The following is a 26030-nucleotide window of genomic DNA, read 5'->3' as shown; positions in this document are numbered from 1 at the left end:
AGCCTATCCGGGCGGCGACGCGCCCCCGCTCACTCCTCCTCGTCGTCGTCCGCGAAGTCGGCCGCCGTCATCCCCAGCGCATGACCGGCGGGCCACTGCACGAGCTCGATGCGATACCCGTCGGGATCGGTGAGCCACATGGTCCAGAAGTCGGCCTCCGGGTCGAGACACCGTGGCTCCTCGGTCGCCACGCCGCGAGCGCTCAAACGCTCCGCCGCCTCGGCCACCGAGTCGACCTGCACGACGATGTGGCTGATGCCGCGGGGCTCGAACGACCCGCCGGCGGGATTGTGCACGAACTCGAGGGTGACGAACTCGTCGCCCGGCAGCTTGAGCATCGCGAGGGTGCCGAAGTCGGTCTCCGGCACCTGCCCCAGCACCTCGTAGCCCAGCGCGGCGTAGAACTCGAGCGAACGCTCGAGGTCGCTCACCCGCAGGCCCACGTGGAGGGTGCGCATGGTCACACCCCTCCTCGATGTCGGGCGCGCACGCCGGGCGCACGCCCGCCGGTCGCCAGAACCCGGGATGCGTTCATCTCGCGCTCCAATCGTCCTTGCGTGCGCCGAGCCTAGGTCGACACGCGCCGTTCGTCAGGGGGCTTGCGGCGCCGCCCGCCGTCGCTCCGCACTCCGCACGGAATCCGCGGCTCGCGCGCCTGCGGTCGCGACGGCGATGTCGGAGGCGGCCCGTAGCGTCGCATCATGCCCAGCGCCGCGCCCCGACCGTTCCGCATCGACGTGCCCGAAACCGTCCTCCACGACCTGCGTGCCCGGCTCGACGCGGCGCGCCTCCTGGACGACTCCCCGCGCCGCCCGGCCTCCGGTATGACGGCGGCGTACCTGCGGGAGCTCGTGTCGAGCTGGGCGGCGTGGGACTGGCGCGCCCGTGAGGAATGGCTGAACGAGAGCCCGCAGTTCACCGCCACCATCGACGACGCCGAGCTCCACTTCGTGCACCGGCGCGCGTCGGATCCGTCCGCCCCGGCCCTGCTCGTGATGCACGGCTGGCCGCATACCTTCGCCCTGCAGCTCGACTTCGCGCGCCTGCTGCCGGACTTCCACGTCGTCGTGCCGAGCCTTCCCGGCTTCGGGTTCTCGTCGCCGTACCGGCGTGGGCCGCTGACGGAGGAACGGATGGCGGCGACGATGCACACCCTCATGACCGAGGTGCTCGGCTACGGGCGGTACCTCACCTACGGGGAGGACGTCTCGGCCAACGTCAGCGATCTGCTCGCGTCACGTCACCCGGATCACGTGGCGGGCATCATCGCGACGCACGCGCACTTCCCCACGAACGAGGAGCGGGCGGCGACGCGCGACGCGCAGGAGCGCGCCTTCTTCGCCCGGCTCGAGGCCGATCAGGGCGCCGAGAGCGGCTACGCGCACCTCCAGGGCACGCGGCCCGACACCCTGGCCGCCGCGCTCAACGATTCGCCCACCGGGCTCCTGGCGTGGCTCACCGAGAAGCTCGTGGAGTGGAGCGACGTTCCCGCCGGGTCCCCACCGGGAGCGAAGCCGGCCGACCCGCGCGAGGTGGAGCAGCTCCTCTCGCGCGAGCGGATCCTCACCGAGGCCACGATCTACTGGGTCACGCAGTCGATCGGTTCCTCCTTCCGCCCGTATCACGAGAGCGTCGAGACGCCCATGGCGCCGACCGCCGTGCCCGCCGCGGTGTTCATCCAGCGCCACGAGGCGGACTACCCCGAATCGCTCGCGCACCGGTTCTACCGCGACCTGCGCGTCTTTGCGCGGCTCGAGCGGGGCGGTCACTTCGCCGCGGCCGAGGTTCCGCATGACATGGCCGACCGTGTCCGCGGCTTTGCGACCGAGCTCGGGTTGCTGGCGTGAAAGCACGCGAAGGGGTCAGGCCCGCCGTCGTATCGGGGACGGCGTCGACTCCGCGGCGGTGAGCAGGGCACGCGCGCGGGTCTCCTCCGCTCGCTGCAACGCCGTGCGAGGGGCCGCGGTGCGGACGAAGGGTGCCAACGCGCGGAGCGATCCGCTTCGCACCGCTCCCCACCAGACACCCGCGCCGTAGGCGAGGTCGTCAAGGCGCCGGAGCACGAGAAAGCGCAGGGGGTCGAGCCGTGGTCTCAGCCGCGCGTACTCGATGGCCGCGTCGCCGAGCGCCGAGACGGCGACGAGGAGCCGCGCCCGTCGTGAGACGACCGCGGCGAGCGCGAAGACCGGCCACCAGTGACGCACCACGAGCGCCGAGCCCTGCGTGAGGGTGGCGGCCACCCCCTGCGCCGCGAGCCGCACCGCGAGCCGGCCGCGGCGAGGCAGCGCGCCGACGCGGCGGGCCGTGCTCGCGGCCACCGCTGCCGTCAGGCCTACCGCAACCGGCGCCGACCACGATCGCTGGGCGCCGACGGCGACCAGCAGCCCCGCCGCCCACGGGGCGAGCACGGCAGGCGCCGTGAGCGGTCCGTGTCGGCGCTCGAGCGGCGCCGCGCCCGTACCGTACACGAACTTCCGAGCGGCCCACGGGCCGAGGCGGGCGCGATGCTCGTGGGCGACTTCGGCGAGTGGCTCGAAGCGCACCCGCCAGCCGCCCTCCGCCAGCCGCCAGACGAGATCGACGTCTTCGGCCACGCGCATCCCCGCCCCGAACCCCTCCCCGAGCGCGCTGACGCGCGCGAGCACGCAGGTGGTCGACACCCACGACAGCGACGAGTGCGGGAGCACGAGGCCACCGTGCTCCCCGTGGTCGAGCGAGGATCGAGCCTGCTCATAGCGCAGGACCGCCGTCGGTCGCGGTGCCGGCAGCCCGGTCACCCGCGGCGCGACGAGCGCGAGCCGCGGGTCGACGAAGTGTGGCAGCAGCAGGGCCACGGCGCCGGGACGCAGCACCACGTCGGTGTCGACGAACAGGACGAACGGCGTCCTCACGCGGGCCAGGCCCGCGTTGCGGGCGTCGGCGGGGCCGCCGTTGCGCGGCATGACGACGAGCTCCGCACCCCCCGCCTCCGCGGCACGGCGGATGCCGGCCGCATCTGCCGGCGCCGACCCGTCATCGACCACGATGACGGGAGCGCCCCCGAGTTCGGCCCTGACGCTGCGGAGGAGCCGCCCCAGCTGGCGCGCCCGCCCATACGCCGGCACGACCACCGAGACGAGCCTCGGGTCGCCCTCCGGAAGCGTGCGGGGGTCGGGGTTCGCCTGACCCGACGCGACGAGGCGCGCCGCGAGCGCCCTCGTCTTCGCGTCGCGTACCGTGATCGCTCCGTCCCGGAGAAGACCGCGTGCCGCCGGCGCGAGCCGCGTCACGCGGAGGGGGGCGCCCCCGACGAGCACATCGCCCCGGGAGAAGACGCGCGTGCGGCGGGCGAGGCGCACGACGGCGCCGTCGGGAAGCGCCTGCCGCGCGTCGTCCGCCGGGGCCCTCACCACGGTCCCGCCCCGAACTCCGCCAGCCGTCGCCGCGCGTGCCCGACCATGGCGTCCAGCAGCGCCGCCCCCTCCTCCGCGGAGGCCCCGGCGGGGTCGCCCAGCACGCCGGATGGCGACACGGCGCGTACGCCGTCGCGGCGCAGGCGCGGGAGCAACGCTGCGAGAGGGTCGCGCGCGCCGGGCACCGCCCGCTCGAGACGAACGTGCTCGGGCGCCAGGTGCAGCAGCAGCGAGGTCTCCGTCCGACCGGCGTGCGCGTCGACCGTCCACCCCTCATCCGGTGCGCACGGCGTCCAGGCGACCGCCCTGGCCTCCTCGTCGCGCAGGGTCGCCACGGCCTGCCGCACGGCTTCCGCGTTGCCGCCGTGCCCGTTGACGAACACCACGGTCGCGGCCCAGGCCGAGGCCGACCGCGCGTATTCGAGCAGGACGGACCGCAGCGCCTCCCCGCCGATCGACACCGTTCCCGGGAAGCCGTCGTGCTCGCCCGAGGACCCGTACGCCAGCGCGGGCGCCACGAGCGCCTCCCGCCCCCGCGTCGCCGCGAGCCGCTCCGCGACCGCGTGGGCGATGCGCGTGTCGGTGTCGAGCGGCAGGTGCGGACCGTGCTGCTCGAGCGAGCCGAGCGGCACGAGGAGGGTCGGCCGCTCGACCTCCGGCCACGCGCGATCGGCGAGCATCCCGGTCATGCCCCCGAGCATGGCACGCGGCGGGTCGAGGCGGCGCGGCGCCGCCGTCGCACACGGCGCCCGATCGGCGCGGCGCGCTCCGGCGCCGCCGCCCGTCGGCCCGCGGTCACCTCAGGCTCCCTGCGCCGACGCGGCGGTCACCTCGTCCGGGTGCTCCTCGGAGGCGGGCCGGGGCGGCTTGCGGGGGGTGCGCCGCCCGGGGGTCGCGGGGCCGTCGCCGAGCCGCAGGAAGAACCCCTCGGGCACGACGAAGTCGGCGGGATCCAGCTCCTCGGTCGAGGCCTTCCCGAGCCCCAGCACCGCCGAGTCGAGTCCGCCCCGCAGCAGATCGAGCACGTTCTCCACGCCGGCCTGTCCGTTCGCCGCGAGCCCCCACAGGTACGCGCGCCCGATCATGACGGCCTTGGCGCCGAAGGCCAGCGCCTTGGCGACATCGCTGCCGCGGCGCACACCGCCGTCCAGCAGCACCTCGATCTGCGATCCCACCGCCTCCGCGATGCCCGGCAGCACGCGGATGGTCGCGGGGGTGGTGTCGAGGTTGTTGCCGCCGTGGTTCGACACCGAGATCGCCGTGACGCCCGCGTCGACGGCCCGCTTGGCGTCATCGATGCGCGTGATGCCCTTGAGCATGAACGGCCCGCCCCACTGCTCGCGCAGCCACGCGATGTCCTCCCACGTGGGAGGCGGCGTGGTCATCCACTCGTAGTAGGCCCCGAAGAACGTCGGCGCCTCGCCGCCCGGCGGCCGCAGGTTGGGCGTGGAGAGGTCGGGCACCCGGAGCGTCTTGAGGTAATCGGCGAGCCAGGCCGGCCGCGTCAGGGCCTGCGGCGCGAACCGCAGCGCCGCCGTGAGCGTGAGCTTCTCGGGAATCCAGGGGCTGCCCCAGTCCCGCCCGTTCGAGAACGACCAGTCGAGCGTCGAGATGAGGCCCTTCGCACCGGCGGCCCGCGCGCGCTCCATGCGCTGCAGCATCGCCTCGCGCGAGCCCGACCAGTACATCTGGAAGAGGGTGTTCGGGTTGGCCTGCGTCACCTCCTCGACGGGTTTGGACGCGAAGGAGCTCAGGCCCATGATCGTGCCGCGGTTCGCCGCGGCCCGCGCGACGGCCACCTCGCCCTCGGGGTGCACGGCCTGCACCCCGGTCGGCGAGATGAGCACCGGGAAGGAGATGGGGATGCCCATCACCGTGGTCGACAGGTCGCGCTCGCTCTGGTGCCCCGCCACGTGGGGCGCGAAGCCGATCCGCGCGAAGGCGTTCTGGTTCTGCTCGATGGTGACGCCCTTCTCGCTTCCCGCGATGAGGGCACCGTAGACGGACTTGGGGAGGCGTCGCTTGGCGCGGCGCTGCGCCTGCGCGACGGTCTCGAACCAGCGGTTTGCCATGTTACTGCTCCTCTCCGGCGCCGGTGCGCCGGGTCGAGTGGACTAGAAGTACTGCGATCCCGCGTCGATCGACAGGTGCTCGGACGTGATGTACGCGGCCGCGTCGGAAGCGAGGAAGGCGACCGCCTCGGAGATGTCCTCGGGCTCGACAGCCCAGGTCGGCAGGAACGGCGTGCCCATGCCGTTCAACGCCGGGTTCGTCTCCCCCGCCTGCTGCAGCGCCTGCTGCATGTTGCCCGAGCCCATGGGCGTGTTCACCGCGCCCGGGTGAATGCTGTTCACCCGGATGCGGTGCTTGCCGAGCTCCGCGGCGAAGCCGCGCGTCAGGCCCACCACGGCGTGCTTCGACGCGGTGTAGTGGATCATGAACGGCTGCATCTTCTTGCCGGCGTAGGAGCTGGTCAGGATGATCGACCCGCCACCCGCGGCGACGAGGTGATGGGCACCCGCCATCACGGTGTTCCAAACGCCCGTCACGTTCGTGTCCATCACCGCGGCGAAGGTCTGAGGCGTGATGGCGTCCCAGGTCTCGGGGATGCAGATGCCCGCGTTGGCCACGATGATGTCCAACCGGCCCAGCTGCGCGACGCCCCGCTCCACGACGGCGCGGAGCGCCTCGAGGTCGCGCACGTCCGCCTTCTCCGCGACGATGCGGCGATCGACCGCCTCCACCTGCCGCACGGTCTCCTCGAGATCCGCCGGTGTGGGCGAGTCGTAGGGCACGTAGTCGATGGGCCCGGCGAGGTCGACGGCGATGATGTCCGCCCCCTCGCTGGCGAGCTTCACCGCGTGGGCGCGGCCCTGACCGCGGGCGGCCCCGGTGATGAAGGCGACCTTCCCGTCCAGCTTTCCCATGCTTCCTCCTGCGTCATCGCAGTGGCCGGCGGACCGTCCGCCGGCCCTCGCACGACGCGTCCTCGCGCCGTGGCCCACATGTTAATGACACTCGGTGCCAAAAACGAGACCTACCGGGCGAACATCTCGCCCAGCGCCGGGGCCACGTCGCGGTGACCCCGGACGATCTTGATGACGCCGCGTCCGCGCGCGGCGATCTCGCGCCCCAGCTCGACGTCCTTCTCCCCACTGGCGTCGAGGAGCACGTCGACGCGCGGCAGCCGGGCCGCGAACGGCCGCGGATCGGGGCCCGCGTTGTGCACGCAGTCCGACAGCAGCAACACGCGCGCATCGCGCACCGGCACCCGGGCCAACTGCCGCGCTGCCAGCTCGAGCGGAAAGGCCACGTTCGTCAGCCCCCGCGCCGGGATGCGAAGGAGCGCGTCCAGCACGTCGGAGGGCGGTACGGCGTGGCCGAGCTTCTGCAGGATCGCCGCGTCCGACCAGAACGCGATCACGGCGAGCGCATCGTGCGCGAGCTCTGCCGCCAACGCCCCGACCGCGGCGGCGGCGGTGCGCACGCGCTCCCCGCGCATCGAGCCCGAGACGTCGATGGCCAGCACGACGGATCGACGCGTGCGCACACGGTCGCGCACGACGATGTCCTCGTCCTCGGGGACCGGCCGCTCGGCCAGCACCTCGATGGTGCGATCCAGGTCGATGTCGTCGGACCCGCCGCGATAGGCCATGCTCGCCAGCTGGCCCGCGCCGCGGGAGGCCGTGACGTCGAGCCGCGGGCGGGGCATGGCCAGCCGGGCGGCGATCTGAGTCGCCCGCGCACGCACCTCGGGGTCGGGATCGACGGCCTCGGCGTCGGCGGCGACGACCTCACCGCGCTCGTCCGTGAATCCGCGGCCGGGATCGCCCGATCGCGCGGCGCCGCCCGCCCGCGCCGTGGTCGACGCGGCGCGCAGCACGAGGCCGCCGGTCCCGCCGCCGGCCTCGAAGACCGTCGGCGCCCGATCGAGCCGCTTCGGCACGCGGCGCAACGGCCGGGCCGGTCGGTCACGCCGCGCCTCCCGCCGCAGCGGCGAGTCGGCCTCCACCTCCCTTCAGCCGGGCGCCGCCGCGTGCGGCTCCAGGATGAACCGGTCCTCCCAGATCTCCCGCAGCACCCGTTCCGGGGTGGTCTCGGCGGCCTCGTCCACGTGAATGCGGCCCGACAGCGCGACGAGCATGGCGTCGAACACCGCGGGTGGGTACGCCTCGTCCTCCGGTGCGACGAGCCCGCGCAGCTCGGCCAGCTGCAACCCGACGAGCGTGCAATCGATCGCCCCGCGCACGCTCGAGCCCTGCCGCACGTCGGGATGCCGTCGCGTCGCCCGTGTCACGGCGACCGCATCGGCGATGAGCCGACGGCCGAGCGAACCGGTGGCGCCTGTGCGCAGCGCGACGATCCGCTCCTCCGCTTCCGCGTCCTGGTAGTCCACCGCGAGGCGATTGAGGCGGTCGTGCACGCTCGTCGACAGTCGCGTGGTGCCCACGTTGTCGTACGGATTCATCGAGGCGATGACGCGGAACGTCGGCTCCGCGACGATCCGCCCCACGCGCGGCACCGTGAGGGAGCGGTCGGCCATGGCGGTGAGCAGCGTGTTGAGGGTGTCCTCCGGCGCGCGGTTGAACTCCTCGATGTAGAGGAAACCGCCCGTCCGCATGGCCTCGACGAGCGGCCCCTCGACGAAGTTCTCGGCGCTGTAGTCCTCGCGCAGCACCCGCGCGGGGTTGTGGTGGCCCACGAGCTTGGCCGGGGTGAGGTCGGCGTTTCCCTCCACGAAGACGAGGGGGATCCCCCACTCCGCCGTGATGGCGGTGAGGATCGTCGTCTTGCTCGTGCCGGGCGGCCCCTCCAGCACGATGTCGCGCCCCGCCGCCACGGCCGCGAGCGTGAGCTCCAGCTCACGCTCGCGGCCGACGAGGTGGGCGGCGATCCGCTCCCGGCTCGCGGCCAGGTCGCGTTCGGACGTCGTCACCCGGGCCATGGTCACTTGACCGCGGCCCCCGCGTCCACGGGCAGCGCGACGCCCGTGATGTAGCGGGCCTCGTCCGAGGCGAGGAACAGCAGTGCGTTGGAGATGTCCACGGCCTCGACCCACGGGATCGGCAGCGCGTTCATCTGCGTCGCCGCCGCGGCGAAGTCGTCCTTCGACGGGCTGTCCATGTCGGGCCGGAACAGCTTGTAGATCGCCTCGTTCTGCACCATGTCGGTGTCCACCGTGGTGGGATGGATGCTGTTCACGCGGATCATCTCGGGCGCCAGTTCCAGCGCCAGCGTCCGCATGAGACCCACCACGCCGTGCTTGGCGGCGACGTAGTGCGAGATGTTCTCGTAGGCGAACAGGCCGGCGTCCGAGCTCGTCAGGATGAGCGATCCGCCGCGCCCGCCGGCGCGGATGTGCGGGATCGCCGCCTTGCACGTGCGCCAGACGCCCGTGAGGTTGATCTCCTGCATGTTGACGAACTCCTCGTCGGGGATGTCCTCCGACCGGTTCGGCGACCCGGAGATGCCCGCGTTGGCGGAGACGATGTCGAGCCGTCCGAGCTCCGCGACACCGCGATCCACCACCGCCTTGACCTGCTCGAAGTCGCGCACATCGGCCTTCTCGGCGATGATCCGCCGATCCAGTGCCTCGACCTGCCGCACCGTCTCGGCCAGATCCTCCTCGGTGGCCGGACTGTACGGGTTCTCGGGGATCGCCTCGCAGATGTCGAGCGCGATGATGTCCGCGCCCTCCTGCGCCAGCCGGATCGCGTGCGACCGGCCCTGCCCGCGGGCCGCGCCCGTGATGAACGCGACCTTTCCTTCGACACGCCCCATTGCGTGCTCCTTTCTCTCGGACGCCCTGGCGGCGTCTACTTGATGGTGTATCCGGCGTCGACCTTGAGCTCCGTGCCCGTGATGTACCTGGCCTCGTCGGAGGCGAGGAAGAGCACCGCGTTGGAGATGTCGACGGGCTCGACCCACGGGATCGGCAGGGCGTTGGTGGACTCGAAGATCGGTGCTGCCTGCTCCTTCGTCGGGTGCTCCACATCCGGCATGAAGAGCCGATAGGTCGCCTCGTTCTGGATCATGTCCGTCGCCACGCCCGTCGGGTGGACGGTGTTGACGCGCACGCGGTGCGGGGCGAGCTCGAGCGCAAGGGTGCGCATGATGCCGACCACCGCGTGCTTGCTCGCCGTGTAGGCGACGACGTTGGGGGTGCCCTTGAGCCCGGCCGTCGAGCTGGTGAGGATCATGGACCCGCCCGTCCCCTGCTCGATGAGGTGCGGGATCACGGCCTTCGCGGTGAGCCAGACCCCCTTCGCGTTGATGTCGTTGACGAGGTCCCACTCCTCCTCGGACGCATCCTGCGACTGGTCGCCGAAGGCGAAGATGCCCGCGTTGGCCGACACGATGTCGACGTGCCCCAGCTCGGCGACGCCCTCGCCCACGGCGGCGCTGAGACTGCCGAAATCGCGGACGTCCGCCTTGCGCGCGACGATCCGGCGGTCGAGCGCCTCGACCTGCCGCACCGTCTCCTCCAGGTCGGCCTCGGTGGCACCTGCGTAGTAGCGCTCCATCCCGGGCAGCGACTCGCAGACGTCGACGGCGATGATGTCCGCGCCCTCCTGAGCGAGCCGGATCGCGTGAGACCGGCCCTGTCCCCGCGCCGCTCCCGTGATCAGCGCGACCTTTCCTTCCACACGCCCCATCGCGTGCTCCTTCCTCTGACGGGGCCGGCGGATGACCGCCGGCCGGCTGGTTGACCTCCCTGGCGCACCCGACGACCCCTGGCGTCGTGGCGGCGCGTCCCTTCCTTCGGTATCCGCCGCGCACGTCCCTCCGGGCGGCGCGTTACTCCTTCACCGGGTCGGGGTTGTAGCCCGGCTGCAGGAGGTGGCCGGCGTCGACGGGAACGGAGATCCCCGTGACGGCCGACGCGAGATCGGAGTTCAGCCACAGCGCGGCATCGGCGATGCGCTGCGGCGAGAGGAACCCGTGGCCCTTGAGGGCGTGGAACGAGTAGCCGGCCTCGAGCATGTCGGCCTCGGTTCCCTCACCGGCGGGCTTGCCCGACATCATGTCCCAGGCGCCCTGCCAGCTCGTCATGGGCGTGAGGATCGCGCCCGGGTGCACGGCATTGACGCGGATGCCGTGCCGCGCGTACTCCAGGGCCAGCGTCTTCATGATCCCGACCACGCCGAACTTGGCCGCGCAGTAGTGCACGTAGTTCGCGCCGGGTTCGAGGCCGTTGATCGACGACGTCATGACGATCGATCCGCCGCCCTGCTGCATCATGTGCGGCAGCACCGCCTTGGCCGACTTCCAGACGCCGGTGAGGTTGACCGCGATCATGTCGTCCCACATCTCGTCGGTCATCTCGTGCGCGGGCGCGAGGGAGAAGATCCCGGCGTTGGCGATCAGGATGTCGAGCCGGCCGAACTCCGCCAGCCCCCGCTCGACGGCGCGATCGAGGTCGGCCTGATTGCGCACGTCGCCCTCGACGGCGACGATCCGGCGGTCGAGCGCCTCGACCTGGGCGACCGTCTCGTCGAAATCCGACTGCTGCGCCATCGGGTAGGCGACGGTGCCGATCTGCTGCAGCGTGTCGACGACGATGACGTCGGCCCCCTCGCGCGCGCAGGTCACGGCGTGGGCGCGCCCCTGCCCCCGCGAACCGCCGGTGATCAACGCCACCTTGCCTTCGAGCATCCCCATGGTCCTGCTCCTTCCCGCACGCTCCGTTGCGTGCGTTCTCACTGTCCCGGCCGACGCGGCCGGGAGATCCGATCCCGTCCCGAGACGCGGCCCGGAACGAGCGAGGGCGCCGCTCGCGCGGCGCCCTCGTCAGCTCAGGTCGACATGCCGTCCTCGACGGCGTCGACGCGTCCCGTCCCCTCGATCGGGCTCGGCGGCCGGAATCCCGCGATCGGGCTCTCGTCGCACGCCGAGGCCGGCGGCGCCGCGAGATCCGCGCGACGCGACAGGGTCACGCGCACGGGGCCCATCCCCGTGCGCGGGCGCGGCGGCGTGGTGCGGTGCGAGTGATCGCCGGTGGGCTTGGGCTTGTCCCCCTTGCGCTGCTCGAGCGCTGCTTCGCCATAGCCCTGCACGCACTCCGGATCGGGCCCGTCGAGCGGCAGCCCGGTGAAGAACTTCGCGGCCATGCACCCGCCCTTGCACGAGTCGAAGAACGAGCAGGAGGAGCACGCGCCCCCGGACTGCGGCGCGCGCAGGCGCGCGAACAGCTCGGAGGTCCGCCACACGCCCTGGAAGCCGCCGGGTGCGCGCACGTTCCCCGCGAGGAACTCGTCGTGGATCGCGAAGGGGCAGGCGTACACGTCGCCGACGGGATCGATGAGGCAGACCACGCGACCGGCTCCGCACAGGTTGAGGCCCGACAGCGACTGCCCGTATGCGGAGAGGTGGAAGAACGAGTCGCCCGTGAGCACCTCGCCGTCGTGCGCGACGAGCCAATCGAACAGCTCCCGCTGCTGCTCGGGCAAGGGATGAAGTTCGTCCCACACGTCGGCCCCGCGGCCCGAGGGGCGCAGACGGGTGAGCCGCAGCTGCGCACCATAGCGATCGGCGAGCGACTTGAACTCGTCGAGCTGGCCGATGTTCTGGCGGGTGCAGACCACCGAGAGCTTGAAGTTCGTCATGCCGGCCGCCTGCAGGTTCGCCATGGCCTGCAGCGCCATCTCGTAGGAGCGCGGGCCCCGGATCCGGTCGTTGACGTCGGCGGTCGCGCCGTCCAGCGAGATCTGCACGTCGACGTAGTCGTTGGCCGCCAGCTTCGCCGCGATCTCGGGCGTGATCTTCACCCCGTTCGTCGAGAACTTCACGCCCACGTGGTGCGCGGTGGCGTAGTCGACCAGCTCCCAGAAGTCGGCGCGAACGGTCGGCTCGCCGCCCCCGATGTTGACGTAGAACACCTGCATCCGCTCGAGCTCGTCGATGATCGCCTTGCACTCGGCGGTCGTCAGCTCGCGCGGGTCGCGCCGCCCGGAGCTCGACAGGCAGTGCACGCACGAGAGGTTGCACGCGTAGGTGAGCTCCCACGTCAGGCAGATCGGCGCGTCGAGGCCGTACTCGAAGTGGTCGACGAGTCGCTGGGGCCGAGGCGGCGAGAAAGAGGTCTCGGTCGGCGGGCTGATGAGGGTCATGCGTCACGCTCCACGATCATGTGAGAGGCCGCCAGCGTGCGCATCGCACCCACGTACGGCTCGGCGGCGGCCGCGGGAACACCCGCTGCGGCGAGTGCCGCCCGTGCGCTGACGTGCCCGTCGAGCGTGCGGACGACATCGAGCAGCGTCGGGTCCTTGAGGAACGACAGCTTGCGCGTGCCGAAGTGATACAGCAGCGCCCCGAAGGGCTCCGGGCGCACCGCGACCTGCGGGTGCAGGCGCCACGCCTGATCGGGGTCGAACTCGGTCATGGCGTCAGTAGACGCCGCACATCCCGTCGATCGAGACCTCCTCGACGAGCGAGTCGCTCTCGACCGGCGGCGCGGAGTTCTCGTCGTCGCGCGGCGTCTGACGGTTCGTGATGGCTACAGTCTTCATGGTTCTCCACTTCCGCCGCCCCCATTGGCGGCTGATCGATCGCCCTCGTCGGCGGGATTCCATTGCGTCCGCCGATCACGGCGGTTACTGTGACCGCGATGCTAATGGCACTCGGTGCCGTAAGGGAAGAGGGTCTTTCGAATGGGGATGCGTGAGACCCCGCGCGCCGGGCGCCTGCCCGTGACGAACGCGGCCGAGCTCAGCCGTGTGGGCCTCGAGCTCATCTTCGAGCGGGGCTTCGACGCCGTCACGGTCGACGAGATCGCGGCGGCGGCGGGCATCGGGCGCCGCACGTTCTTCCGCTACTTCCCCTCCAAGAACGACCTGCCGTGGGGCGACTTCGACGCGCTCCTCGAGCGCATGCGCGGGCACCTCGCCGAGGTGCCCCCCTCCGTCCCCCTGGCCGACGCCCTGTGCGACGCCACCATGGAGTTCAACCGGTTCCCCGCCGAGGATCTGCCGCAGCACCGCAAGCGCATGGCGGTGCTGCTCGGCACGCCCACGCTCGTCGCGCACTCCGCCCTGCGCTACGAGGAATGGCGCCGCGTGGTCGCCGAGTTCGCGGCTGGACGCCTCGGAACGACGCCCACATCGATGCTGGCGAACACGATCGGTCGCGCCTGCCTTGCCGTCACCCTGGCCGCGTACGAGCACTGGCTCAGCGACGAGACGAGCGTGCTCACCGAGCTCATCCGCGACGGTTTCGCCGAGCTCCATCGCGTCTTCGGCGCGGGCGGGGACCCCTCCCGCACCCCGGAAGGGAACGGATCGACATGACGCGAGGCGCCGGCTGGGACGTCGTCGTCGTGGGCGGCGGGTCGGCCGGCTCCGCGCTCGCCGCGCGGCTGAGCGAAGACCCGGATCGGCGCGTCCTCCTGCTGGAAGCGGGGCCGGCGCCCCGCCGCGCCGCGGACTTTCCGGCCGTGATCCGCGACGGAACGACGGTCGCGGCGGCGGCCCCCGGCAACGCCGCCGCCTGGACCTATCGCACCGAGCTCATCCCCGGCCGGGCCTACGATCTCGTGCGCGGGCGCATCCTCGGCGGCTCGAGCGCCATCAACGGCGGATACTTCGTGCGCCCCCGCGCGACCGACCTGGAGCGGTGGGCGGCGGCCGGCGGCCCACCGTGGTCGTACGCCGCGGCGCTGCCCGTGCTGCGCGCGATGGAGACCGACCTCGACTACGGCGCGACGGACGTCCACGGCGGCGACGGCCCCACTCCCGTGCGCCGGGCCGGCGCCGATCACCCGGTCGCCCGTGCCTTCATCGAGGCGGCGCTCGCCGCCGGTCACCCCCTGGAGGCCGACAAGAACGCGCCGGGAACGCCGGGCGTGGGTCCGGTGCCGCAGAACGTCGTGGCGGGTGTGCGGCGCAATGCGGCCATGCAGTACCTCCTGCCGGCCCTGCGGCGGCCGAACCTCGATGTGCGCGGCGGCGCCGTCGCGCGGCGCATCCGCTTCGACGGCACGCGCGCCAGGGGCGTGGAGCTGGCGGGAGAGGAGGTGCTCTACGGCGACGAGGTCGTGCTCTGCGCGGGATCCGTCGCGACGCCGCACCTGCTGCTGCTGTCGGGCATCGGCCCGGCCGACGAGCTCCGCCGGCACGGGATCCCCGTCGTCGCCGACCTGCCCGGGGTGGGTCGGGACTTCACGGACCACCCCAACGTCACGCTCACGTGGCACGCGCGCCCCGGTGTCGTCGCCCGCCGACCGCTCGACGGCAGCCCCTTCGCCACCGCGCTGAACTGGCGAGCGAGAGGTGCGGCGTCGGGCGACCTCGAACTGCTCGTGGGGCTCCGGCGGTTCGACGAGCTGCTGCCGGGCCTGGGCATGCCGCATCGCCTGCCCGTGATCCTCGGCTGGCAGGCCGAGGGCTCGCGCGGCCGCCTGACCCTCGTCCCCGACCCCACCGCCCCGCCCCTGCTCGAGCACCACTACCTGTCGTCGGCGGACGACCGGGCGCTCGCGCGTCACGGCGTGCGAGCGGCGGCCGGGCTGCTCGCTCGGCGGGAGTTCGCACCGGTCTTCGCGGGCCTCACGGATGTCGCGGCGGACGTCCTCCAGGACGACCGCGCGCTCGACGCCTGGGTGAGGTCCCACCTCGGCACCGCCATCCATCTCTGCGGCAGCGCGCGGATGGGCCCCGCGAGCGACCCCGGTGCGGTGACCGACGGCGCCGGGCGCGTGCACGGGACGGAGCGGCTGCGGCTGGCCGACACGTCGATCCTGCCGGTCACACCGACGCGGGGCCCCGCGGCCAGCGCCATCCTCGTCGGCGAGATCATCGCGCGCGGGATGCGCGGAACTGCCTGAGCGGGCGTCCTAGGCGGCGCCGAGGATCTGCTCGCGGGCCTTCACGCCGTGCAGGAGCATCTCGTTCACCGGCGTCGGGATACCGAGTTCCTGCCCCAGCTGAACGACCACCCCGCTGAAGATGTCGACCTCGGTGAGCCGGCCGGCGCGCATGTCCTGCAGCATGGAGGTCTCGCCGCGCGGGGCCAGGGTCGAGACGGTGCGCAGCCATGTCTGGATGTCGGCCTCCCCCAGGTCGACCCACTGCGCGTTGGCGATCCGGATCACCTCGCGCTGGGCGGCCAGCATCACCTCCCGCGCGTGCGAGTCGGGCAGGGTGAACGCTCCGTACTCGGCGTCGAGCAGGGCGGAGGTCGGGTTGATGCCGACGTTTCCCATGAACTTCCACCACATCGTCCGCCGCATGTCCGCCGGCACCTCGTGCGGCACGTCGGCCTCGGTGAGCAGCGCATCGAGGCGCTGCACCGCGTCGTCGGCGGGCGCGTCGGCCTCGCGTCCGAACGCGATGCGCCCGAAGTTCTCGTAGGAGATGTCGTTGCCGCGCCGCACCACGTCGCTGCCCGCCGTCATGGACAGCAGCACGTCGGCCTCGGGGAACGCCTCGGCGAGCGCGTCCTCGCTGTGGATGCCGTTGATGAGGCTGAGGATCAGGGTGCCGTGCCCGACGAACGGCCGGGCCAGCTCGATGGCGGCCTCCAGGCCGCCGGCCTTCGTCGCGATGATCAGCAGCTCGGCGACCTCCGCCGCGTTCCCGGGACGCACGACGGGGAAGCGCACCTCGCGCCCGTTGATCACGACGCCGTCGCGCTCGAGGCGATCCGCGCGCTCGGCGTCGGCGATGACGAACACGTCCGCCTCCGGCAGACCGCGCGCGATCCGGTCCAGGTACATCCCTCCGAGCGCTCCCAGCCCGATCATCCCAATTCGCATGCACGTCCTTCCATCGCTCCGCCGATCCTACGCACGCCCGTCCGCGCCGCGGGGCCCGCCCGCCGAACTAGAATCGAGGCGTCCCGCCATTTCGCGAGTCTGGAGCCCCTGCGCGTGAGCACCGAACACGTCGTCGACACCGTCGCGAATGCCGCGGCGACGCCCGAGAAGGAGCAGCCGTACGAGGCGCTCGGCCTGAAGGCCGACGAGTACGCGAAGATCCGCGAGATCCTGGGCCGCCGCCCCACGAGCGGTGAGCTCGCGATGTACTCCGTGATGTGGTCCGAGCACTGCTCGTACAAGTCGAGCAAGAAGTACCTGCGACAGTTCGGGCAGAAGGTCTCGGACGAGATGCGCGAGCGCCTCATGGTCGGCATGGGCCAGAACGCGGGCGTCGTCGACGTGGGCGAGGGCTGGGCCGTGACCTTCAAGGTCGAGAGCCACAACCACCCCAGCTACATCGAGCCGTTCCAGGGGGCCGCGACCGGCGTGGGCGGCATCGTGCGCGACATCATCTCGATGGGCGCGCGCCCCGTGGCGGTCATGGACCAGCTGCGCTTCGGAGCCATCGACCACCCCGACACCGCGCGCGTCGTGCACGGCGTGGTCTCGGGCATCTCGAGCTACGGCAACTGCCTGGGACTGCCCAACATCGGCGGCGAGACGGTCTTCGACTCCGTCTACCAGGCCAACCCGCTCGTCAACGCCCTCGCCGTGGGCGTCATGCGCCACGAGGACATCCGGCTCGCCAACGCCACGGGCGCCGGCAACAAGGTCGTGCTCTTCGGCGCGCGTACCGGTGGCGACGGGATCGGCGGCGCGTCGATCCTCGCCTCCGACTCGTTCAGCGACGGCGGCCCGACCAAGCGCCCCGCCGTGCAGGTGGGCGACCCCTTCGCCGAGAAGGTGCTCATCGAGTGCTGCATGGAGCTGTATCGCAACGACCTCGTCGAGGCGATCCAGGACCTCGGCGCCGCCGGCATCTCGTGCGCCACGAGCGAGCTGGCGGCCAACGGCGGCTCGGGCATGCGCGTCGAGCTCACGAACGTGTTGCTGCGCGACCCGTCGCTCACCGCCGAGGAGATCCTCATGAGCGAGTCGCAGGAGCGCATGATGGCGATCGTCTCCCCCGCGAAGCTCGACGCCTTCCTCGACGTCGTGCGCAAGTGGGAGGTCGAGACGAGCGTGCTCGGCGAGGTCACCGGCGACGGGCGCCTCGTCATCACGTGGGACGGCGAGACGATCGTCGACGTGGACCCCTCGACCGTCGCCGTCGACGGTCCCGTCTACGACCGCCCGGTCGCCTACCCGACGTGGATCGACGCGCTCCGCGACGACAGCGCCTCGGCGCTGCCGCGACCGACCGATCCCGCCGCTCTCAAGGACCAGTTCGCGAAGCTCGTCGCGTCGCCGAACCTGGCCGACACGAGCTGGATCACGAACCAGTACGACTACTACGTGCTCGGTAACACGGCGCTGTCCTTCCCCGACGACGCCGGCATGATCCGTGTGGACGAGGAGTCGGGCCTCGGCTTCGCCATCGCCACCGACGCCAACGGCCGCTACTGCCAGCTCGACCCGTACCGCGGTGCCCAGCTGGCGCTGGCCGAGGCGTACCGCAACGTCGCCGTGACGGGGGCGACGCCCGCCGCCGTGACGGACTGCCTCAACTTCGGCTCTCCCGAGAACCCCGAGGTCATGTGGCAGTTCTCGCAGGCGGTCGAGGGCCTGTCGGACGCCTGCCTCGAGTTGGGTGTGCCGGTGACGGGCGGCAACGTGTCGTTCTACAACCAGACCGGTGACACCCCGATCCACCCGACGCCGGTCGTCGGTGTGCTCGGGATCATGGAGGACGTCTCGCGTCGCGTGCCGAGCGGATGGCAGGACCCGGGCCAGAACATCTACCTGCTCGGCGTCACCGCCACCGAGCTGGGGGGATCGGCCTGGGCCGACGTCGTCCACGGTCACCTCGGCGGCCTTCCTCCGGCGGTCGACCTCGACGCCGAGAAGCGCCTCGCCGGCCTGCTGCGCGCGGCGAACGACGAGTGGCTCATCTCGAGCGCGCACGACCTCTCCGAGGGCGGGCTGGCGCAGGCCCTGGCCGAGTGTGTGATGCGCTTCGGCGTGGGCGCGCGCGTCTGGCTGACCGAGCTCATGGAGCGCGACGGCGTCGACGCGGCCACCGCACTCTTCTCCGAGTCCACCGGGCGCGTGCTCGTCTCGGTGCCGCGGGAGGACGACGTGAAGTTCCGCGGGCTGTGCGCGGGCCGCCAGTACCCCGTGCTGCGGATCGGCGTGACGGACACGGTGCCGAACCTCGAGGTCCAGGACCAGTTCACCTTCTCGGTCGCCGAGCTGCGGCAGCTGTCGACCTCGACGCTTCCCGCGCACTTCGGCGCCACGGTCGCGGAGCCGGTCGTCTGACGTGACGACGGTCAACCACTCCGAGCTGGAGCCCGACGGCGAATCGGCCGAGGTCTACTCGGAGCGCCGCAACCGTCGCATCCGCACCGTGGCGTGGGTCGTCATCGTCACCCTGCTCGTCACCGGCGGCGGCGCCTCGGCCTTCGCGCTGCTGTTCGGCTGAGCGGCGGCGAGCGTCACGCCCGGGTGCCGGGCGCGCGACCGGCCGCCGCGGCGAACCACGCGAGCGGCCCGACAACGGGCACGAAGACCGCGACGAGCACCCACAGCGGCCGCGCGGCCGCGCCGAGCCCGGGGGCGCGCAGGATCGACAGCACCGCCGCGATCGCCAGCGCGAGCGCCGCGAGCGCGGCCGCCATGCCGATCGCGTCGATCCGGGTGGGAACGAGGGGGTTCATGAGGTCCTTTCACCGGTGCCGGACCCCACGATAGGGCACCACCCCTCGCCGCGGGGCGGGTGTCGTCACCCCTCCGGCTGCGCGGTGAGGAACGCCCTGAGCTGCTCCACGACGAAGGCGTGATCCTCGGCCTGGGGAAGGCCCGAGACGCCGACGGTGCCGACGACGCCGACGCCGCGCACGGTGATCGGGAAGACCCCGCCGTTCGCCGCGATCTCGCGCGCGTCGAGCCGGGAGTCACGCTCGTAGTCGCGGCCCTGCGCGCGGAACCAGGCGCCGACCCCGAACGATGAGCGCTCGAAGTGCGCCGTCGCACGCGCCTTGCGCTCCAGCCACGCGTCGTTGTCGGGCGAGGCGCCCGCGAGGGCGCTGTGGAACACGCGCTGCCGCCCCACGGTGATCCCGATCACGATCGGCAGCTCACGCGCGACCGCCGCCTCGCGGAGGCGGCACCCGAGTCGCCACGCATCCTCCCGCGTGAACCGGTCGAAGATCAGCTCGCGCTCCTCCGCTTCGATGCGCGCCAGCTCGGCGGCGGCGTTGCTGTCAGGCATCGGAGGACGCCGTCCAGATGTTCACGCCGCCGTCGACGGCGTACCGGTCGATCTCGGCGAGCTCCTCGGCGGAGAAGGCGGGCCCGCTCACGGCCTGCACGAGGTCGTCGAGCTGCGACGGGCGGGAGGCACCGATGAGCGCGGAGGTGACGCGCGGATCGCGCAGCACCCACGCGATCGCCATCTGCGCGAGCGTCTGGCCGCGGCGGCCGGCGATCTCGTTGAGCGCACGCACGCGCTCGAGGTTCTCCTCGCTGAGCATGCCCTCCCGCAGCGTCTTTCCCTGGGTGGCGCGCGACCCCTCCGGCACGCCGTTGAGGTACTTGTTGGTCAGGATGCCCTGGGCGAGGCCGGAGAACGCGATGACGCCGACGCCCTCCTCGTCCGTGACCTCCAGCAGCGACGGCTCACCGTCCTCGATCCAGCGATTGAGCATGGAGTACGAGGGCTGATGGATCAGCAGCGGGGTGCCCAGTTCGCGCAGCAGCCCGGCGATCTCGCGGGTGCGCGCCGGCGAGTACGAGGAGATGCCGACGTAGCGGGCCCGGCCCGAGCGGACGATCGCGTCGAGCGCCGACGCGGTCTCCTCCAGCGGCGTCTCGGGGTCGAAGCGGTGGCTGTAGAAGATGTCGACGTAGTCGGTGCCGAGCAGGCGCAGGCTGTTGTCGAGGCTGTCGAAGAGGTGCTTGCGCCCGCCGCCTGAGCCGTTCGGCCCGGGGTAGACCGGGTAGCCCGCCTTCGTCGACAGCACGAGCTCCGCACGCAGCCCCGCAAAGTCCTCGCGAAGGATGCGTCCCACGTTCGCCTCGGTGGAACCGGCGGGCGGCCCGTATCCATTGGCCAGGTCGAAGTGGAAGATGCCGAGGTCGAACGCGTGCCGCAGCATCTCCCGCTGCCGAGAGACCTCGGTGTCGTCACCGAAGTTGTGCCATGTGCCGAACGAGATGGCGGGCAGCTTCAGCCCGCTGCGCCCGACGCGACGGTACTCCATGGAGTCGTAACGATCGGCGGCGGGGGCGAAGCGCGGGGTCAGGTGGGCGTTCATCGTGCTCCTCGGAGGCGTCGTCGGTGTGGGGAGGAAGGTCAGGAGGCGTAGGCGAGCCCCGCGAGCAGCGGCAGCTGGGACTCGTCCTCCAGCGCGCTGCCCACGGCGACCGCGTCGGCGCCGGAGCGGAGGTACTCCTCCGCGTTGCGCGCGGTGATGCCGCCGGTGGCCACGAGCCGCACCTGCGGGAACGGCCCGCGCATCGCCGTGAACCACGGTGAGCCGAGCACCGAGGCGGGGAAGGCCTTGAGCCAGCCGAGCCCGAAGCGCGCGGCGGCCTGGATCTCGGTGCCCGTGGCCACGCCCGGCAGATGGGGCATGCCCGCATCGAGGCTCGCGCGCGCGACATCGGGGTCGAACCCGGGCGCCACCGTGAATGCGGCCCCCGCGGCGCGAGCGACGCGCACATGCTCCACGGAGACGACCGTGCCCGCCCCGACCGCCCGTCCGGCGTCCCGCGCCGCGGCGGCGGTAACCTCGAGGGCCTCGATGCCCTGCGGTGACTGGATCGGCACCTCCACGCCGCTCACGCCGACCGACCAGGCCAGACGCGTCAGCTCCAGGGTGCGCTCGGTCGTGTAGCCGCGCAGGATCGCCATCACGGGCGTCCGCGCGAAAAGGTCCTCGAATGCGATGCCGCTCATGGCGACTCCCTCCAGCCGATGTCATAGGAGATCGCCCTCACGACCTCGTCCAGGCGACCCTGCAGGCGCTCGAGGTCTTCGAGCTCCGCGCTGGCCTTGAGCGCCGTGATCGACACGGCCGCGATGACCTCGTCGCTCGCGTCGCGGATGGGCATGGCGATGCAGTTGACGAAGCTCTCGTACTCCGCGTCGTCGACGGCCCACCCGCGCTCCCGGGTGCGCTCGAGGTCCTCCTCGAACGCCGCCCGCGAGGTGAGCGTCGTGTCGGTGTATCGCGCGAACTCGTGCCCGGCGAGCATGCGATCCACCGTCTCGGCGGGTTGATACGCGAGGATCGCCTTGCTCACCCCGGCGGTGTGGAGCACGACCGGCTGGCCGATCTGCGAGTACAGCCGAACCATACCGGGTTGCTCGATCTTGTCGACGTACACGATGCGATCGCCGTCGAGCGTGGCCAGGTGCACCGTGTGGCGGCATTCACGGCCCAGCTCGGCCAGCGTGGCGCGCGCGATGTTCGCCAGATCGAACTGGTCGCGCGCCGTCCGCGCGAGTCCACTGAGGCGATACCCCACGCCGTAGCGCCCGTCCGCGTGCCGGCGCGTCAGGCCGGTCTCGGTGAGCGCCTGCAGCATCCGCAGCGCCGTCGAGCGGTGCACGCCGAGGTGAGCCGCCACCTCCGATTGCGTGCGCGGCTCGACGCTCACCAGCTCAAGGATCTCGGCGGCACGGTGGATGCTCTGCGACATGTTCAGACCGCTCCTCGGGGGACGAAGTCGTGCGTGCTGCCGAGCGCGCGCGCCGCGAAACGATGCCCCCGGCGAAGACGGCCCTCGGGCCCCTCCCCCTCCAGGAGGCCCACGAGGTAGCCGCCCGTGAAGGCGTCGCCCGCACCCACGGGCTCGACGACATCCACCGTATTGGCCGGGACGAAGGCGCGGCGGTCGATCCCGTCCTCGCTCCACACCTCCGTGGCGCCGATGTCGCCGTCCTTGACCACGAGCCGGCCGGCGATCCCCAGCGCCGACCGCAGCCGGGCGGCGTCGCCGTCGCCCCACAGCGTCTCGGCCTCGTCGCGCCCCACGAACACGATGTCGGCCCCGGCCGCGAGCGCCGCCAGCCGCGGCGCCGCCGTCTCGACGGGCCACAGCCGCGGCCGATAGTTGACATCGAACGAGACGGTCACGCCGCGCCGCCGCGCCTCGGCCACCACCGCGGCGAGCATGCCGGCGCAGCTCTCGGAGAGGCCTGCCGTGATGCCCGTCACGTGCAGGACCGCCGCGCCCGACCAGTCGATGTCGCGCAACACCGACTCGTCCATCCGCGACGCGGCCGAGCCCGCGCGGTAGTAGTAGACGGTCGTGTCGCCGTCGCCGGGATCCTTGAGGTACACCGCCGTGGGCGCGTCGTGCCGCCGGCGCACGGCCGACACGTCGACGCCGTGCGCGCGCAGTTCGTCGAGGATGCGCTCTCCGAGCGGGTCGTCACCGAGCCAGCTGACCCAGCGGGCGACGTGACCGGAATCGGCGACATACATCGCCACCGTCGACTCGGCGCCGCCCGCCTTGATCGCGAACGTTTCGGCCGTCCGCAGCCGCACGGCCTCCCGCGGCGTGACGAGCGCCATCGTCTCCCCGAGGCACAGCACGCTCGGGCGCGGGGCGGCGTCAGCCGGCCGAGACGCTGTCGAGCTCACGTGCGCGTCCTTTCATGAGGGAGCGGATGCGGGGCGCCACGACCGCCCCCACGCTGAGCAGGATGAGCGCGATGGCGATGGGGCTCGTCAGGAAGGTGCCGACACCGTCGATGAGCAGGGCGCGACGCAGGTTCGACTCCGCGAGCGGGCCCAGGATCAGCCCCAGCACGAGCGGGCCGGCGGGGAAGCCGAACCGGCGCATGGCGAGACCCACGAGCCCGAACAGGAACATGAGGATCACGTCGAAGACCGAGTTCGACACCGCGTAGGTGCCCACCATGCAGAACAGCAGGATGACCACCGACAGGTAGTGCGTGGGCATCGCGAGCAGCTTCACCACGCCACGCATCCGCACGAGGGCCAGCGCCAGCGCGAGCAGCGTCGCGAGGATCATGATTCCCGCGAGGCTGAAGACGAGATCGGGACGGCTCGTGAGAAGCCCCGGGCCGGGCTGGAGGCCCCAGACCACCATGGACCCGAGCATGACGGCCATCACGGAGTCACCGGGCACGCCGAGCGACAGCGTGGTCGTCACCGACCCGCCCATCGTTGCGGCGCTGGAGCTGTCGGCCGCCGCGACGCCCTCGAGCGCGCCCTTGCCGAACGCCTCGGGGTGCTTCGAGGCGCGCCGGGCCTGGTCCCACGCCACGACCCCCGCGATGTCACCGCCCGCGGCCGGGATGACGCCGACCACGGCACCCACCCCCGAGCCGATGAGCGTGGGCTTGCGCAGCTCCCGCCGCTCCTCGCGGTTGGGCCACCAGCGGCCCAGCTGCGTGATCGGCGCGGGCAGCTCGCCCGAACGCGACGAGACCACCTGGTTGAAGACCTCCGCGATCCCGAACAGGCCGATGATGGCCGCGATGAACGGGATGCCGCTGCTGAGCTCGGGGATCCCGAAGGTGAAGCGCTGGGCGCCGCTGATGGGGTCGTTGCCGACCGTGCCGAGCAGCAGACCGAACGCGCCGGCCGCGAGGCCCTTGATGATGCGCCCGCCCGAGACGCCGACCATCATCGTCATGCCGAACACGACGAGGGCGAACATCTCGGCGGGTCCGAAGCTCAGGGCGACAGAGGAGATCGGCCGGGCGAGGAAGATGAGGATCGCCACGCCGATGAGCGTGCCGACCGCCGAGACGATCGCCGAGCTGGTCAGGGCGATTCCCGCTCGGCCCTGCTTGGCCATCGGATAGCCGTCGAACGTCGTCGCGATCGACGCCGGGGTGCCCGGGGTGTTCACGAGGATCGAGGGCACACGGTCGCCGAACTGCGCCGCGACGTAGATGGCCAGCAGCACCGACAGGCCCTGCAGCGGCTCCATGGTCAGCGTGAAGCCGGCGGCGAGCGCGACCGCCATCGTCGCCGTGATGCCGGGCGCCGCGCCGACGATCGTGCCGATGAGCACGCCGACGACCAGGCACAGCGCAATGGTCGGGTCGAGGAGGGCCTCGAGCCCGGAGAGGAACGGGTTCACAGGGGCACCCCCAGGAGCACGCCGAACAGGAGGAAGAGGATCGCGGTGATGACGATCGGGAAGACGATCAGGCCCTTCCATCCGCGCGCTCCGAGCACCACGGCGGCGGCGCACGACAGCACGAGCGTCACGGGGATGAAGTGGATGAACTGCCACGCCGCGCCGTACGCGACGATGAGGGCGAGCAGGATCACGAGGCGCACGATGCCGCGCCGCGTCGGGGCGTCCTCCGTGGCCGCCGCCGGACGCAGGCCGCCGACGATCGCGAGGGCCACGCCCAGCGCAGTGAGGGCGAGGGCGAGGCCGCCCGGCCACCAGCGCGGCCCGAACGCGTCTCGGCCGGCCTCGGGAAGGAGCGCCTGCACGGCGAGCAGCACCGCCGCGCCCAGCACGGCCACGCCGACCCCGATCGCGATCTCGCGGGGCCGCGAGCCCGCGGCGGGCGAGTCCGCCTCGGCGGTCGCATCGTCCTGTGTCACCTCGGTCACCTCCTCGGGGAGCACCGTTGCGCCGCTCATCACTCGGCGAGCAGCTCGGCGAAGCGCTCGTGCTCGGCCTGCACGAACTCGGCCGCGTCGTCGGCACCGACGAAGACGGGAATGTTCCCGCTCTTCTCGATGAACGAGGTGTAGGCGTCGCTCGTGGCGGCGACCTCCAGCGCGGACTCCAGCGTCTCCTTCACGCCGTCGTCGAGGCCTGCCGGGGCGCCGATGGCGGCCCAGCTGCCGATGACGACGTCGAAGCCCGCGTCACCGGCGGTCGGCACGTCCTCGAGCACGGGCACCGGCTCCTCCGTGAAGACGGCGAGCACGCGCAGCTGGCCGTCGGCGTGCGCCTGCGCCATCTCCGCGGCGCCGGCGACGACGGCGTCGACCTGCTTGCCGACCGCCGCGGTCACGGCGGGCGCGCCGCCGTCGAACGGCACACCCTGGAACTCGACGTCCGCCACACGGCCCAGTTCGAGCGCGCCGACCTCCCAGATCGAACCGGGACCGGCGTTCGAGACGGTGACGGAGCCCGGCTGCTCGGCGGCCGCCGAGACGAGGTCCTCGAGCGTCTGGTAGGGGCTGTCGGCGGGGACGGCGATCGCGCCTGGCTGCTCATTCACGATGCCCAGGAAGTCGTAGTCCGCCGGGTCGGTGTCGTAGCCCTGGTGGCCCAGCAGGCTGACCTCCACGGGGAACACCATGATCGAGTAGCCGTCGGGCTCGAGGCCCGCCAGGTGGGCCATGCCGACCGAGCCGGCCCCGCCGGGACGGTTGTCGACGACGAGCGCCTGCCCGAGCTCGGCCTCGAGCTCCTCGGCGAGGGTCCGCGCCGTGAGGTCGGTCGCGCCGCCCGCCTGGGTGGGCGTGTAGAACGTGATCTGCTTCGAGGGGAAGTCGGCGGCGTCGCCGCCCCCGCCTCCGCTGCGGTTCGCGCAGCCCGTGAGAGCGAGGGCCGCCGAGGTCGCCGCGGCGACGGTGAGAAGGATCAGTCGAGTGCGGGACTTGGCCATGTGTCATCCACTTCGTCGGGGATTGTTGCGGTCTACGCAACATCGTTGCAGTAGCTGCACGCCAGCGTAGGAGGATCGGGCTTCGCGCGCAAACCCCGGGCCGAGAGCGCCGGACGGCGGGCGGCCGGTGGTCGTCGCCGCACCACAGCCCCTACGC

28 protein-coding genes are annotated in these 26030 nt (G+C 72.2%); 5 read left to right on the top strand and 23 right to left on the bottom strand.

The annotated features are described in order from the left end of the window. Positions 1–29: 29 nt before the first annotated feature. Entirely contained in the window at positions 30–458 is a 429-nt protein-coding gene (locus tag N8N77_RS10140) for a VOC family protein (RefSeq protein WP_261166682.1), read from the bottom strand. A 243-nt stretch (positions 459–701) separates the two neighbouring features. Here N8N77_RS10140 and N8N77_RS10135 point away from each other — a divergent pair, with 243 nt between their 5' ends. Continuing rightward, positions 702–1847, top strand: a complete 1146-nt coding sequence (locus N8N77_RS10135; protein ID WP_261166681.1) for an epoxide hydrolase family protein — start codon at positions 702–704, stop codon at positions 1845–1847. Positions 1848–1862: 15 nt separating this feature from the next. On the opposite strand, the gene mftF is transcribed toward N8N77_RS10135, so the two are convergent. From mftF to mftA, 12 genes are all read right to left on the bottom strand, one after another. Continuing rightward, on the bottom strand, positions 1863–3392 hold the full coding sequence (mftF, locus tag N8N77_RS10130; RefSeq protein ID WP_261166680.1) for a mycofactocin biosynthesis glycosyltransferase MftF: 1530 nt from the start codon (positions 3390–3392) through the stop codon (positions 1863–1865). Next, complete coding sequence (mftE, locus tag N8N77_RS10125) at positions 3386–4081, bottom strand: mycofactocin biosynthesis peptidyl-dipeptidase MftE (protein ID WP_261166679.1); 696 nt, start codon at positions 4079–4081, stop codon at positions 3386–3388. The genes mftF and mftE overlap by 7 nt, the downstream gene beginning before the upstream one ends. Positions 4082–4192: 111 nt before the next feature. Continuing rightward, a complete protein-coding gene (gene mftD, locus N8N77_RS10120) occupies positions 4193–5464 on the bottom strand; it encodes a pre-mycofactocin synthase MftD (protein WP_261166678.1) in 1272 nt (423 codons plus the stop codon). 42 nt (positions 5465–5506) lie between these two features. Beyond that, positions 5507–6319, bottom strand: coding sequence for a mycofactocin-coupled SDR family oxidoreductase (locus tag N8N77_RS10115; RefSeq protein ID WP_261166677.1), 813 nt, complete (start codon positions 6317–6319; stop codon positions 5507–5509). A 110-nt stretch (positions 6320–6429) separates the two neighbouring features. Then, the gene (locus tag N8N77_RS10110; RefSeq protein ID WP_261166676.1) at positions 6430–7404 is read right to left on the bottom strand and encodes a vWA domain-containing protein; all 975 of its coding nucleotides are present in this window, start codon (positions 7402–7404) and stop codon (positions 6430–6432) included. 6 nt (positions 7405–7410) lie between these two features. Beyond that, positions 7411–8328, bottom strand: coding sequence for a MoxR family ATPase (locus tag N8N77_RS10105; RefSeq protein ID WP_261166675.1), 918 nt, complete (start codon positions 8326–8328; stop codon positions 7411–7413). A gap of 11 nt (positions 8329–8339) precedes the next feature. Continuing rightward, positions 8340–9173, bottom strand: a complete 834-nt coding sequence (locus tag N8N77_RS10100) for a mycofactocin-coupled SDR family oxidoreductase (protein ID WP_261166674.1) — start codon at positions 9171–9173, stop codon at positions 8340–8342. Between the two features lie 35 nt (positions 9174–9208). Further along, a complete protein-coding gene (locus tag N8N77_RS10095) occupies positions 9209–10048 on the bottom strand; it encodes a mycofactocin-coupled SDR family oxidoreductase (protein WP_261166673.1) in 840 nt (279 codons plus the stop codon). Between the two features lie 142 nt (positions 10049–10190). Next, the gene (locus N8N77_RS10090; protein WP_261166672.1) at positions 10191–11054 is read right to left on the bottom strand and encodes a mycofactocin-coupled SDR family oxidoreductase; all 864 of its coding nucleotides are present in this window, start codon (positions 11052–11054) and stop codon (positions 10191–10193) included. A gap of 134 nt (positions 11055–11188) precedes the next feature. Beyond that, a complete protein-coding gene (gene mftC, locus N8N77_RS10085) occupies positions 11189–12502 on the bottom strand; it encodes a mycofactocin radical SAM maturase (protein WP_261166671.1) in 1314 nt (437 codons plus the stop codon). Then, positions 12499–12774, bottom strand: coding sequence for a mycofactocin biosynthesis chaperone MftB (mftB, locus tag N8N77_RS10080; RefSeq protein WP_261166670.1), 276 nt, complete (start codon positions 12772–12774; stop codon positions 12499–12501). The genes mftC and mftB overlap by 4 nt, the downstream gene beginning before the upstream one ends. A gap of 4 nt (positions 12775–12778) precedes the next feature. After that, positions 12779–12901, bottom strand: coding sequence for a mycofactocin precursor MftA (gene mftA, locus N8N77_RS10075; RefSeq protein ID WP_261166669.1), 123 nt, complete (start codon positions 12899–12901; stop codon positions 12779–12781). A gap of 141 nt (positions 12902–13042) precedes the next feature. On the opposite strand from mftA, the gene mftR reads away from it, so the two are divergent. Next, positions 13043–13678, top strand: coding sequence for a mycofactocin system transcriptional regulator (gene mftR, locus N8N77_RS10070; protein WP_261166668.1), 636 nt, complete (start codon positions 13043–13045; stop codon positions 13676–13678). Continuing rightward, positions 13675–15213, top strand: coding sequence for a mycofactocin system GMC family oxidoreductase MftG (gene mftG / locus N8N77_RS10065; RefSeq protein ID WP_261166667.1), 1539 nt, complete (start codon positions 13675–13677; stop codon positions 15211–15213). Before mftR ends, mftG begins: the two co-directional genes overlap by 4 nt. Before the next feature lie 9 nt (positions 15214–15222). On the opposite strand, the gene N8N77_RS10060 is transcribed toward mftG, so the two are convergent. Beyond that, complete coding sequence (locus tag N8N77_RS10060; RefSeq protein WP_261166666.1) at positions 15223–16131, bottom strand: ketopantoate reductase family protein; 909 nt, start codon at positions 16129–16131, stop codon at positions 15223–15225. A gap of 120 nt (positions 16132–16251) precedes the next feature. Here N8N77_RS10060 and purL point away from each other — a divergent pair, with 120 nt between their 5' ends. Both purL and N8N77_RS10050 read left to right on the top strand, forming a co-directional pair. After that, the gene (purL, locus tag N8N77_RS10055) at positions 16252–18567 is read left to right on the top strand and encodes a phosphoribosylformylglycinamidine synthase subunit PurL (RefSeq protein WP_396652828.1); all 2316 of its coding nucleotides are present in this window, start codon (positions 16252–16254) and stop codon (positions 18565–18567) included. Between the two features lies 1 nt (position 18568). Next, a complete protein-coding gene (locus tag N8N77_RS10050) occupies positions 18569–18730 on the top strand; it encodes a hypothetical protein (protein WP_261166664.1) in 162 nt (53 codons plus the stop codon). A 13-nt stretch (positions 18731–18743) separates the two neighbouring features. Here N8N77_RS10050 and N8N77_RS10045 read toward each other — a convergent pair whose 3' ends face one another. From N8N77_RS10045 to N8N77_RS10005, 9 genes are all read right to left on the bottom strand, one after another. Further along, entirely contained in the window at positions 18744–18965 is a 222-nt protein-coding gene (locus tag N8N77_RS10045; RefSeq protein ID WP_261166662.1) for a PLDc N-terminal domain-containing protein, read from the bottom strand. Between the two features lie 65 nt (positions 18966–19030). Further along, positions 19031–19519 carry a heme-degrading domain-containing protein gene (locus tag N8N77_RS10040; protein ID WP_261166661.1) on the bottom strand — a complete coding sequence of 163 codons (489 nt, stop codon included), beginning with the start codon at positions 19517–19519 and terminating at the stop codon, positions 19031–19033. Continuing rightward, complete coding sequence (mgrA, locus tag N8N77_RS10035; protein ID WP_261166659.1) at positions 19512–20564, bottom strand: L-glyceraldehyde 3-phosphate reductase; 1053 nt, start codon at positions 20562–20564, stop codon at positions 19512–19514. Before mgrA ends, N8N77_RS10040 begins: the two co-directional genes overlap by 8 nt. 38 nt (positions 20565–20602) lie before the next feature. Next, positions 20603–21208 (bottom strand): bifunctional 4-hydroxy-2-oxoglutarate aldolase/2-dehydro-3-deoxy-phosphogluconate aldolase, encoded by a 606-nt coding sequence (locus N8N77_RS10030; RefSeq protein ID WP_261166658.1) that lies wholly within the window; start codon positions 21206–21208, stop codon positions 20603–20605. Continuing rightward, positions 21205–21954, bottom strand: a complete 750-nt coding sequence (locus tag N8N77_RS10025) for an IclR family transcriptional regulator (RefSeq protein ID WP_261166657.1) — start codon at positions 21952–21954, stop codon at positions 21205–21207. The genes N8N77_RS10030 and N8N77_RS10025 overlap by 4 nt, the downstream gene beginning before the upstream one ends. Before the next feature lie 2 nt (positions 21955–21956). Then, positions 21957–22901 carry a sugar kinase gene (locus N8N77_RS10020; protein ID WP_261166656.1) on the bottom strand — a complete coding sequence of 315 codons (945 nt, stop codon included), beginning with the start codon at positions 22899–22901 and terminating at the stop codon, positions 21957–21959. Beyond that, on the bottom strand, positions 22873–24375 hold the full coding sequence (locus N8N77_RS10015; RefSeq protein WP_261166655.1) for a tripartite tricarboxylate transporter permease: 1503 nt from the start codon (positions 24373–24375) through the stop codon (positions 22873–22875). The genes N8N77_RS10020 and N8N77_RS10015 overlap by 29 nt, the downstream gene beginning before the upstream one ends. Beyond that, the gene (locus N8N77_RS10010; RefSeq protein ID WP_261166654.1) at positions 24372–24893 is read right to left on the bottom strand and encodes a tripartite tricarboxylate transporter TctB family protein; all 522 of its coding nucleotides are present in this window, start codon (positions 24891–24893) and stop codon (positions 24372–24374) included. Before N8N77_RS10010 ends, N8N77_RS10015 begins: the two co-directional genes overlap by 4 nt. Beyond that, complete coding sequence (locus tag N8N77_RS10005) at positions 24893–25873, bottom strand: tripartite tricarboxylate transporter substrate binding protein (protein WP_261166653.1); 981 nt, start codon at positions 25871–25873, stop codon at positions 24893–24895. The genes N8N77_RS10010 and N8N77_RS10005 overlap by 1 nt, the downstream gene beginning before the upstream one ends. Positions 25874–26030: the final 157 nt, after the last annotated feature.

The organism is Microbacterium sp. Marseille-Q6965, from assembly GCF_946151065.1.
Lineage (GTDB): Bacteria > Actinomycetota > Actinomycetes > Actinomycetales > Microbacteriaceae > Microbacterium.
This window is presented reverse-complemented; position numbering and strand designations above follow the sequence as displayed.

Bases quoted from the DNA above. Each gene is read 5' to 3' on its own strand.
- N8N77_RS10140 (WP_261166682.1), bottom strand. From the start codon at position 458: ATGCGCACCCTCCACGTGGGCCTGCGGGTGAGCGACCTCGAGCGTTCG.
- N8N77_RS10135 (WP_261166681.1), top strand. From the start codon at position 702: ATGCCCAGCGCCGCGCCCCGACCGTTCCGCATCGACGTGCCCGAAACC.
- mftE (WP_261166679.1), bottom strand. From the start codon at position 4,081: ATGACCGGGATGCTCGCCGATCGCGCGTGGCCGGAGGTCGAGCGGCCG.
- mftD (WP_261166678.1), bottom strand. From the start codon at position 5,464: ATGGCAAACCGCTGGTTCGAGACCGTCGCGCAGGCGCAGCGCCGCGCC.
- N8N77_RS10115 (WP_261166677.1), bottom strand. From the start codon at position 6,319: ATGGGAAAGCTGGACGGGAAGGTCGCCTTCATCACCGGGGCCGCCCGC.
- N8N77_RS10100 (WP_261166674.1), bottom strand. From the start codon at position 9,173: ATGGGGCGTGTCGAAGGAAAGGTCGCGTTCATCACGGGCGCGGCCCGC.
- N8N77_RS10095 (WP_261166673.1), bottom strand. From the start codon at position 10,048: ATGGGGCGTGTGGAAGGAAAGGTCGCGCTGATCACGGGAGCGGCGCGG.
- N8N77_RS10090 (WP_261166672.1), bottom strand. From the start codon at position 11,054: ATGGGGATGCTCGAAGGCAAGGTGGCGTTGATCACCGGCGGTTCGCGG.
- mftC (WP_261166671.1), bottom strand. From the start codon at position 12,502: ATGACCCTCATCAGCCCGCCGACCGAGACCTCTTTCTCGCCGCCTCGG.
- mftB (WP_261166670.1), bottom strand. From the start codon at position 12,774: ATGACCGAGTTCGACCCCGATCAGGCGTGGCGCCTGCACCCGCAGGTC.
- mftA (WP_261166669.1), bottom strand. From the start codon at position 12,901: ATGAAGACTGTAGCCATCACGAACCGTCAGACGCCGCGCGACGACGAG.
- mftR (WP_261166668.1), top strand. From the start codon at position 13,043: ATGGGGATGCGTGAGACCCCGCGCGCCGGGCGCCTGCCCGTGACGAAC.
- mftG (WP_261166667.1), top strand. From the start codon at position 13,675: ATGACGCGAGGCGCCGGCTGGGACGTCGTCGTCGTGGGCGGCGGGTCG.
- N8N77_RS10060 (WP_261166666.1), bottom strand. From the start codon at position 16,131: ATGATCGGGCTGGGAGCGCTCGGAGGGATGTACCTGGACCGGATCGCG.
- N8N77_RS10045 (WP_261166662.1), bottom strand. From the start codon at position 18,965: ATGAACCCCCTCGTTCCCACCCGGATCGACGCGATCGGCATGGCGGCC.
- N8N77_RS10040 (WP_261166661.1), bottom strand. From the start codon at position 19,519: ATGCCTGACAGCAACGCCGCCGCCGAGCTGGCGCGCATCGAAGCGGAG.
- mgrA (WP_261166659.1), bottom strand. From the start codon at position 20,564: ATGAACGCCCACCTGACCCCGCGCTTCGCCCCCGCCGCCGATCGTTAC.
- N8N77_RS10030 (WP_261166658.1), bottom strand. From the start codon at position 21,208: ATGAGCGGCATCGCATTCGAGGACCTTTTCGCGCGGACGCCCGTGATG.
- N8N77_RS10025 (WP_261166657.1), bottom strand. From the start codon at position 21,954: ATGTCGCAGAGCATCCACCGTGCCGCCGAGATCCTTGAGCTGGTGAGC.
- N8N77_RS10010 (WP_261166654.1), bottom strand. From the start codon at position 24,893: ATGAGCGGCGCAACGGTGCTCCCCGAGGAGGTGACCGAGGTGACACAG.
- N8N77_RS10005 (WP_261166653.1), bottom strand. From the start codon at position 25,873: ATGGCCAAGTCCCGCACTCGACTGATCCTTCTCACCGTCGCCGCGGCG.